This is a genomic window from Streptomyces sp. DH37, assembly GCF_029813835.1.
Taxonomy (GTDB): Bacteria; Actinomycetota; Actinomycetes; order Streptomycetales; family Streptomycetaceae; genus Streptomyces.
The window spans coordinates 1-9,476 of the sequence record NZ_JARVKV010000114.1 but is presented as its reverse complement, the minus strand read 5'-3'; the positions used below and the strand labels follow the sequence as shown (position 1 = coordinate 9,476).

At 74.8% G+C, this 9,476-nt stretch carries 5 protein-coding genes and 1 pseudogene; 2 read left to right on the top strand and 4 right to left on the bottom strand.

Annotated features, from left to right (window positions below; translation table 11 throughout):
• Positions 1-121: 121 nt before the first annotated feature.
• Together QC029_RS29810 and QC029_RS29805 are read right to left on the bottom strand one after the other, a co-directional pair.
• Positions 122-799: pseudogene (locus QC029_RS29810) on the bottom strand (M15 family metallopeptidase); the annotation flags it as partial.
• A gap of 81 nt (positions 800-880) precedes the next feature.
• Entirely contained in the window at positions 881-3,319 is a 2,439-nt protein-coding gene (locus tag QC029_RS29805) for a glycoside hydrolase family 31 protein (RefSeq protein WP_279558966.1), read from the bottom strand.
• A 252-nt stretch (positions 3,320-3,571) separates the two neighbouring features.
• On the opposite strand from QC029_RS29805, the gene QC029_RS29800 reads away from it, so the two are divergent.
• Positions 3,572-5,605, top strand: a complete 2,034-nt coding sequence (locus QC029_RS29800) for an acetoacetate--CoA ligase (RefSeq protein ID WP_279558965.1) — start codon at positions 3,572-3,574, stop codon at positions 5,603-5,605.
• A gap of 77 nt (positions 5,606-5,682) precedes the next feature.
• A complete protein-coding gene (locus QC029_RS29795) occupies positions 5,683-6,609 on the top strand; it encodes a hypothetical protein (protein WP_279558964.1) in 927 nt (308 codons plus the stop codon).
• 68 nt (positions 6,610-6,677) lie between these two features.
• Here QC029_RS29795 and ptsP read toward each other — a convergent pair whose 3' ends face one another.
• Positions 6,678-8,348 carry a phosphoenolpyruvate--protein phosphotransferase gene (gene ptsP / locus QC029_RS29790; RefSeq protein ID WP_279558963.1) on the bottom strand — a complete coding sequence of 557 codons (1,671 nt, stop codon included), beginning with the start codon at positions 8,346-8,348 and terminating at the stop codon, positions 6,678-6,680.
• 110 nt (positions 8,349-8,458) lie between these two features.
• A complete protein-coding gene (locus tag QC029_RS29785; RefSeq protein WP_279558962.1) occupies positions 8,459-8,908 on the bottom strand; it encodes a PTS glucose transporter subunit IIA in 450 nt (149 codons plus the stop codon).
• Between the last annotated feature and the right edge of the window lie 568 nt (positions 8,909-9,476).

The window sequence follows — 9,476 nt, the reverse complement described above, 5'->3', positions numbered from 1 at the left end:
CGGCATGTAGTCCTGCGGCCGGCGGACGTAGGTAGCCTCGGTGGGCTTGTCCTGCTCGCTCATATCCATAGCCCTCTCATGCGGGTGACGTTCCCGAGAGTGTAGGTGCTGGCTTGGACTTGAAGCAGTCGTAACCCGTGCCCATGTCCACCGAGTTGTCCGGGAAGCGCTCCTCCCGCGGCGCGAAGCACGGCGTCAGCGGCTCGCCCGGCACGTACGCCCGGGTCGGCCAGGCGGGCAGCCGCACCAGGGTCAGGTCGACGGTGCTGCCCCGGCTGTGCCCGGAGCGCTCGGCGATGTACCCGTCCGGGAAAAGCCGCGTCTTGTCCACCCGCGGGTAGAACTCCTCCTTCATGCGCTGGTCGCCGAGGTCCCGCGCCCACGCCACGAAGTGGTCCACGGCCCGCTGCGGGCGGTAGCAGTCGTAGACCTTCAGCGAGTACCCCTGCCACAGCAGCTTCCACTGGGCCCGGCGCAGGGCCTCGGCGGCGTCGCGGGTCAGCAGGCACATCGGCTTGCGGTAGCCGTCGACGGGATCGCCGACGAAGTTGTGCGCGGTGGTGTAGCGGATCTCCTGCAGGATCGTGGGGTCCACCTCGGAGAGCGCCACGAACTCGGGCGGGGCCTTCGGCTCCGGCTCGGCCCGTGCGGGCGGCGCCGCGGCGACGAGCGCTGCGAGGACGGTGAGAACGGTGAGGACGGCGAGGACGGCGAGGGCGGCGGCCACCGCCGAGGGCGCCCCGGCCGCCCGCGCGGACGGCCTCCCGGCCGGCTGCTTGATCGGTTCCGTGATCGACATGGCCCTCCGTCTACCAGGCGCCCGGTGCGTCGTGGAAGAACGCCCGCGCGCCCCTCACACACGCCTCACACCTCCATGCGCTCACGCCCCCGTGCCGCGCACCCGCACGGGGTACCCCACTTCCGCGGTGCCATCCCGCGCCACCACCGCCTCCCGGCCCAGCATCCGCACCGAGAACCGCTCCAGCTCCACCCGCCCGAAGCCGTCCCCCGCGTCGGCGGCGACCACGCCGCCGCCCGTGCGCCCGTGCGGCGGCGCCCACACCTCCAGCTCGATCCCGCCGCCCGGCCCGGCCACCGGCACCACCGACCCCGCCCGCGCCAGCACCGGGATCCGCGACAGCGGCGCCTCGACGACCACCTGGTCGGGCCCCTCGTGCACCTCGCCCGTGGCCGTGTCGTACCACCGCCCGCGCGGCAGCCGCACGGTACGGCGCGCCACGCCCGGCTCCAGCACCGGCGCCACCAGCAGCGCGTCCCCCAGCAGGAACGCGTCCTCGCACTCCCGCAGCGCCCGGTCCTTCGGAGCCGCCCACCACAGCGGCCGCACGTACGGGGCGCCCGAGCGGTGCGCCAGCCGGGCCAGCGTCGTGAAGTACGGCAGCAGCCGCTGCCGCTCGCGCAGCGCCGCCCGCGCGTGCTCCAGCACCTCCGGGCCGAACTCCCACGGCTCGCGCCGCCCGGAGCCCGGTGCGCCGCAGGTGCGGAACAGCGGCAGGTACGCGCCCAGCTGGAACCAGCGCAGGTACAGCTCCGGCGACGGCGGCGGCGACCCCGCCGGACCCCCGACGTCCGCACCGCAGTACGGCACCCCGCACAGCCCCAGGCCCACCACCTGGGCGAGCGCGTCCCGCAGCCCCTCCCAGCCGGACGTCGCCTGGTCCGTCCAGGTGCCGCCGTAGCGCTGCAGCCCGGCCCAGCCCGAGCGCGACAGCAGGAACGGCCGCTCGTGGGGGCGCAGCCCCCGCAACCCCTCGAACCCCGCGCGGGCCATCGCCAGGGCGTAGACGTTGTGCGCCTCCCGGTGGTCGCCGCCGCGCGACTCCAGCGTGTGCCGGGCCGACCGCGGCAGCGTGGAATCGCCGAAGGCGGCGAAGGAGACCGGATCGTTCATCTCGTGGCAGAAGCCGGAGAAGCCCTGCGCCAGCCGCTCGGCGTACAGCCCGCCCCACCACTTGCGCACCCGCGGATCGGTGAAGTCCGGGTAGACCGCCCCGCCCGCCCGGCCCACCCCGAGGACCGGTCCGCCCCGCGCGTCCCGCACGAAGGCGTCCTCGCCCCGGCCGCCGTCGTACACCGGGTCGCCCGGCTCCGCCCGCACCGCGGGATCGACGGACGACACCAGCCGCACCCCGTCCCCGCCGTCCCCGCCGTTCCCGCCGTTCCCGCCGTCTCCACCATCCCCACCGCCCCCGCGCAGCGAGGCGGCCAGGGCGGGCAGGTCCGGGAACCGGCCGGAGTCCACCGTGAACGCCCGCCGCCCCCGCTGGTGACCGGCTCCCAGGTGCACGGCGCTCAGCGGCAGCCCCCGCTCGGCGTACCCCGCCACCACCCGCCGCACCTCGCGCTCGCCCCCCGCCCCCCACAGGCCCGCCTGGTGGCCCAGCGCCCAGCGCGGCGGCGGCACGGGCGCCCCCGTCAGCGTCCGCCAGCCGTGCAGCACCCGCGAGGGCGCACCCGTCAGCACCCAGTAGCGCAGCGGACCGCCCGACATCCGCACCTCGCACCGGCCCGGCCGGTCATGACCGGACCCCGACCCCTCCACGCCCTCGCGCAGCGTCACCCGGCCGTCCCAGGAGTTGTCGTGGAAGACCAGGTGGCTCCCCGCGTCCGCCACCACCCACAGCACCGGCATCGTCAGCGAGCGCGGATCGCGCCGCGTCCCGAAGGGGACCGGACCGGCGTTCCACAACCGGTACGGGCCGCCGCGCAGCCGCGGTCCCGGCGTCCGCCCGCCCAGGCCGAAGAACCGCGCGTCCGCCGGCACCTCCGAGCGCTGCGTCCAGCGGCTCCCCGCACCACCCTCCGCACCGTCCCCCGTACCGCCCCCCGCCCCGTCCACCGGCTCCCACCAGCGCGGCGGCAGATCACGCCGCAGCACCACACCGCCCGGGGTGCGCACCTCGACCGCCCCCAGCCGGGTCACGGTCACCAGCACCCGCTCGGAGACCACCCGCCAGCCGCCGTCCTTGTCCGGCTCCAGCGCCGCCCGCGCGTCGGCCTGCGGGTACGCGCCGGCCAGCGCGTACGACGGCTCCGGCGCGGCCCCGTCCCAGCCGCAGAACACCACCCCGCCCGCCGTCACCCGCACCCGCAGCGACGACCTCTCGAAGTGCACCACGCCGCCGCCCGGCTGCGGCTCGGCCCCCCGCGCCGGACCCGGGACCCGGGCCCGCTCCCGGCCGCCGCGCGGCAGCGCCCGGGCGTCCAGGCGCCGCCCCCGCCACGCCGACCGCGCCGCACGCAGCCCCTGCGCCGCACCGACCAACCTCACCGACCGCACCAGGCCACGTGCATCCATGCTGCTCAGAGTGCCATCACCGGCGAGCGGTCAGTACCGCGTTCAACTGTCGTTCACCCAACGTCCCCCCGTGGTTGCACCACACCGCCGGGCCCCCCGGTATGGGGCAGCCGCCCTGGTGCGGGAGGCGATCGCATGGCATCGTCCTGCACAGCCGCCGCGCACCACGCACGCCCCCGGCCACCATCCCAGGGGCCGGCCGTGCACGGCGGCGGACGCACACGAAGCGTGGGAAACAGCCCGGGAGCCGCCATGACCGCCGCGCACAGCGCCGCACCGACGACCGCAGACCAGCCGGAGCCCCTGTGGAGCCCCGGCCCCGACCGGATCGACGGCGCACGGCTCACACGCTTCCAGGCGTGGGCCGCCGAACGCTTCGGGGCCCCGGCCGCCGTTCCCGGCGACCCGGCCGCGAGCTACGCCGCGCTGCACCGCTGGTCCGTCGACGAGCTCGCGACCTTCTGGCGGGCGGTCACCGAGTGGTTCGACGTGCGCTTCGCCACCCCGTACGAGACCGTCCTCGCCGATCCGGCCATGCCCGGCGCCCGCTGGTTCCCCGGCGCCACCCTCAACTACGCCGAACACGCCCTGCGCGCCGGCGAGGACCCCGCCCGCGCCGACACACCGGCCCTGCTCCACGTCGACGAGACCCACGAGCCCACCCCCGTCACCTGGGCGGAGCTGCGCCGCCAGGTCGGCTCGCTGGCCGCCGAGCTGCGCCGCCTCGGGGTACGCCCCGGCGACCGCGTCAGCGGCTACCTGCCCAACATCCCCCAGGCCGCCGTCGCCCTCCTGGCCACCGCCGCCGTCGGCGGCGTGTGGACCTCCTGCGCCCCCGACTTCGGCGCCCGCAGCGTCCTGGACCGCTTCCAGCAGGTCGAACCCACCGTGCTGTTCGCCGTCGACGGCTACCGCTACGGCGGCAAGGAGCACGACCGCACCGGCACCGTCGCCGAGCTGCGCCGCGAACTGCCCTCCCTGCGCGCCGTCGTCCACATCCCCCTGCTCGGCACCCCCGCCCCCGAGGGCGCCCTGGAGTGGGACGCCCTCACCGCCGCCGACGGCACGTCGGCCGAACCGGTCTTCGAGCACGTCCCCTTCGACCACCCGCTGTGGGTGCTGTACTCCTCCGGAACCACCGGACTGCCCAAGGCCATCGTCCAGTCCCAGGGCGGCATCCTCGTCGAGCACCTCAAGCAGCTCGGCCTCCACTGCGACCTCGGCCCGGACGACCGCTTCTTCTGGTACACCTCCACCGGCTGGATGATGTGGAACTTCCTCGTCTCCGGCCTGCTGACCGGCACCACCGTCGTCCTCTACGACGGCAGCCCCGGCCACCCCGACACCGCCGCCCAGTGGCGCGTGGCCGAACGCACCGGCGCCACCCTCTACGGCACCTCCGCCGCGTACGTCATGGCCTGCCGCAAGGCCGACGTCCACCCCGGCCGCGACTTCGACCTCTCCCGCGTCAAGTGCGTCGCCACCACCGGCTCCCCCCTCCCGCCCGACGGCTTCCGCTGGATCCACGACGAGGTCGCCGAGGACATGTGGATCGCCTCGGTCAGCGGCGGCACCGACGTGTGCAGCTGCTTCGCCGGCGCCGTGCCCACCCTCCCCGTCCACATCGGGGAGCTCCAGGCCCCCTGCCTGGGCACCGACCTGCAGTCCTGGGACCCGCACGGCGAGCCGCTCACCGACGAGGTCGGCGAACTGGTCGTCACCAACCCCATGCCGTCCATGCCGATCCGCTTCTGGAACGACCCCGACGGCTCGCGCTACCGCGAGAGCTACTTCGAGATGTTCCCCGGCGTGTGGCGGCACGGCGACTGGACCACCCTCACCTCGCGCGGCACCGTGGTCATCCACGGCCGCTCCGACTCCACCCTCAACCGGCAGGGCGTCCGCATGGGCTCCGCCGACATCTACGAGGCCGTCGAACGCCTCCCCGAGATCCGGGAGTCCCTCGTCATCGGCGTCGAACAGCCCGACGGCGGCTACTGGATGCCCCTCTTCGTCCACCTCGCCGAGGGCGCCGTCCTCGACGACGCCCTGCGCGACCGCGTCAAGCGGACCATCCGCGAACAGCTCTCGCCCCGCCACGTCCCCGACGAGATCATCGAGGTGAAGGGCGTCCCCCACACCCTGACCGGCAAGCGGCTGGAGGTCCCGGTCAAGCGCCTGCTGCAGGGCGCCGACCTCGGCAAGGCGGTCAACCCCGGCTCGGTCGACGACGTCGAGCTCCTGCGCTTCTACGAGCGCCTGGCCCGGCAGCGCCTCGCCTCCTGAACCGCCCGGCCACCCGTTGTCAGCCCCCTCGGTTACGGTGAGTCACCAAACGAACGCACCACCGAGGGGGAGACGACATGGCACACCACGGGGGACGCGGCCGCCGCGGGCCGGCGGACGCACGACGGGCCCTGCGCCGCGAGGCGCCCAGCACGGTCGCCGTCGTGGCCGACCCGGCCGGTTTCGCCGCCATGCGCCGCTACACGACGTTCGCCTTCCACGACCACCCGCACTACCTGCGGCAGACGGAAGGGCTGCTGCGCTCGCTCACCGCCCAGGGCATCCACACCCGTGTCGGCCTCTTCGACCCCGGGGACTACGAGCGCTTCTGCGCCCAGGAGAGGATCGACCCCGACACCCGCGACAGCCGTGCGCGCTACGTGGCGGAGATCGCCGCGACCGGAGCCACCGTCCGCTACCGCGGCCAGCCCCTCGGCCGGCTGCTGCCCCTGCTGCTCGCCGGCTGGGAGCGCCAGGACGTCTGGGAACGCGCCACCGACCTGCTCACCGGCCTGGGAGCCTGCGCGGACTGCGGCAAGGACCTCGGGCAGGAGGCGCTCGACGACGCCGCCGGGATCCTGGCCCGGCTCGCCGCCGCGGCCGGCCCCGGCACCCACCACCTGGTGTGCAGCGTCAGCGGGGAGACGGGGCCCCTGGTCGCGGTCCTCCACACCGGCCGTACACCGCACCACCGGCCCGGGACGGACGCCGCCGGGGAACTGGTCTTCCGCACGGTGCTCGCCGCGGGCCTGGCCGCCGGCCGGCCGGGGGGAGTGGTGATGCGCACGACCCGCGACGGGCGCGAGGAGGTGCGCGGCTGGAGCCTCGGCGACGGCCGGCTCCGCCCGCTCACCGAGGCGGAGGTCTTCTCCGCCTACTGCACCGACACCCGTACGGGAGAACCGGTCCCGCCGGAACCGGGCCTCACCTACAGCGCGGGCTTCCCGCTGCCCGGCCACGGAACGGGGGAGCGACGGCACGAGCGGCGGGAGGACGGCCACTGACCTCCGGGGCCGCGGCGCCGGCCGTCCCGTCGGAGGGCGGCCGGCGCCGCACGCGGCAGGGGCACCGCTCACTCCCCGGAGAGCACCGACTGCGCCGCCGTCCGCGCCTGCTCGCCGCTGTCCGAGGCGCGCGCCGCCGCCGCCGCGCGCTCGCACTGGGCCATGGTGCGCCTGGCCAGCTCCGCGCGTACGTAGGGGATGGCCGCGGCCCCCATCGACAGGCTCGTGACGCCCAGCCCCACCAGCACGCACGCGAGCAGCGGGTCGGAGGCGGCCTCGCCGCAGACGCCGCAGCCCTTGCCCTCGGCCCCGGCCGCCTCGGCGGCCATGGCCACCAGGTCCAGCAGCGCCGGCTGCCACGGATCCTGGTAGCGGGAGAGGGCGCCCACCTGCCGGTCGGCGGCGAAGGCGTACTGCGCCAGGTCGTTGGTGCCCAGGGACAGGAACTCCACCTCCTGCAGCACTGAACGGGCCCGCAGCGCCGCCGACGGGATCTCCACCATCACACCGAACTTCGCCCGCAGCCCCGCCTCCCGGCAGGCGTCGGCGAACGCCCTGGCGTCGGCCCGGTCGGCGACCATCGGCGCCATGACCTCCAGATACACCGGCAGCCCCTCGGCGGCCCTGGCGAGGGCCCGCAACTGCGTGCGCAGCACCTCGGGGTGGCCGAGCAGCGTACGCAGCCCGCGCACGCCCAGAGCCGGGTTGGGCTCCTCGGCCGGGGTGAGGAACTCCAGCGGCTTGTCCGCGCCCGCGTCCAGCACCCGCACCACGACGCGTCCCTCCGGGAACGCCTCCAGCACCTGCCGGTACACCTCGACCTGCTTCTTCTCCGACGGCGCCTTCCCGCCGGCGTCCAGGAACAGGAACTCCGTACGGAACAGTCCGACGCCCTCGGCGCCCGCCTCCACCGCGGCCGCCACGTCCGCCGGGCCGCCGACGTTCGCCAGCAACGGCACCTTGTGCCCGTCGGAGGTCGCGCCCGGACCGGTGGCGGACGCGAGCGCCGCCTTCCGCTCCTCGGCGATCCTGAGCATCTCCTCCCGCTGCTCCGGGCTCGGATCCACCGTGACCACACCCGTGCTCCCGTCCACCGCGACCACCGTGCCCTCCGCCAGCCCGACGGCGCCCCGCAGCGCCACCACCGCGGGCACGCCCAGCGCCCGGGCCAGGATGGCGCTGTGACTGGTCGGCCCGCCCTCCTCGGTCACGAAACCCAGCACGAGCGACGGATCCAGCAGCGCGGTGTCCGCGGGCGCCAGGTCACGCGCGACCAGCACATACGGCCTGTCGCTGTTCGGGACGCCCGGCATCGGCACCCCGAGCAGCCGGGCGACGATGCGGTTCCGCACGTCGTCCAGGTCCGCGACCCGTCCGGCGAGGTACTCACCCGCTCCGGCGAGCAGCGCGCGGTAGGCGGCGAGGGCGTCGTACACCGCGCGCTCGGCGGTGCTGCCCACGGCGATGCGCCGCTCCACATCGGCGATCAGCTCCGGGTCCTGGGCCATCATGGCCTGGGCCTCCAGCACGGCCTGGGCCTCGCCGCCCGCCAGGTTCCCCCGCGCGACCAGATCGGCGGCCACGGCCTCCACGGCCTGGCGCGCCCTGCTCCGCTCGTGCGGCACCCTGTCCTGGGTGATCTGCCGGGTCGGCGGCTCCAGCTCGGCGGTCCCCATGTGCCGCACCTCGCCGATCGCCACCCCGTGGCTGACCCCGACCCCTCGAAGCGTTGTCTCCATCTCACCCTCACCCGTCTCCGGTCCCAGGCCGGTTCCGTCTCGTAGGTGGGACGCGTCCGCCCCGTGGCCACCGCGTGCGGACCACCTCGCCCTCCGCGCGGAGCGGTGGGTCACCGCCAAGTGAACAGCGTGCCGCCGGGGGGCACGTCGACGTCCTCGGCCACGTCGGCCAGCGCGTCGGGGGTGGCCTCCAGCGCGACGACGGGACACACCGGCGACTTCCCCGCGGCCTCCACCTCGACCGGGTCCCAGCGGATGATCGGGTCACCGCGCCGCACGGTGTCCCCCTTGGCCGCCAGCAGCTCGAAGCCCTGGCCGTTGAGCTGCACGGTGTCGATGCCCAGATGCGTCAGCACCCCGTGCCCCTCGTCGTCCACGACGACGAAGGCGTGCGCGTGCAGCGAGACGATGATGCCGTCGACCGGTGCCACGGCGGTGGTCGGCTCACGAACCGGGTCGACGGCGGTCCCGGGCCCCACCATCACTCCGGAGAACACCGGATCGGGCACGGCCGCGAGGCCGATGGCGCGTCCGGCCAGCGGGGACGTCACGGTGGTCATGGGGAGCCTCCCGAGTGCGGAGACCGAGCGGTCACCGGCGTGGTGTGTCCTGGGTTGTCCTGAATCAGCGCACTGATCAGAAGCGTAGGACATGGGAACCACCGGCTCCGGGGAGCGCGCGCGTGGCGGCCTGTCCGCGGTCCGCCGGACGGATTTGCCTCTCCTCCCGACCGCCTGTACTCTCGAACCTCCGTCCGGCGCCAACGGTGTCCGTGACGTCCGACCAAACCTCCTCCCGAGAAACCGGTTCGGCTCTGCGTGTTCGCGGAGAAAACCGAATTTCGGAATCCGGCGGAGAGGCTGATAGAGTCGGAAACACCGAAGGGAAGCGCCCGGAGGGGCCCCGGGAGGGGTGCCGAAGGAAGCGTCCGTTCCTTGAGAACTCAACAGCGTGCCAAAAGTCAACGCCAGATATGTTGATACCCCGTTCCCGCGGCCGGCAGACGGCCGAGGGGCGAGGTTCCTTTGAAACACAACACAGCGAGGACGCTGTGAACGGCCGGGCCCATTCCGCCCGACCGTTCCGCTCCCGCGGATGTGTCCTCCGGGAAGACCCGGAAAAGCATTC

What these genes read in the sequence shown, in the direction of transcription:
- QC029_RS29805 (WP_279558966.1), bottom strand. Translation starts at nt 3,319, where the DNA reads ATGGATGCACGTGGCCTGGTGCGGTCGGTGAGGTTGGTCGGTGCGGCG.
- QC029_RS29800 (WP_279558965.1), top strand. Translation starts at nt 3,572, where the DNA reads ATGACCGCCGCGCACAGCGCCGCACCGACGACCGCAGACCAGCCGGAG.
- QC029_RS29795 (WP_279558964.1), top strand. Translation starts at nt 5,683, where the DNA reads ATGGCACACCACGGGGGACGCGGCCGCCGCGGGCCGGCGGACGCACGA.
- ptsP (WP_279558963.1), bottom strand. Translation starts at nt 8,348, where the DNA reads ATGGAGACAACGCTTCGAGGGGTCGGGGTCAGCCACGGGGTGGCGATC.
- QC029_RS29785 (WP_279558962.1), bottom strand. Translation starts at nt 8,908, where the DNA reads ATGACCACCGTGACGTCCCCGCTGGCCGGACGCGCCATCGGCCTCGCG.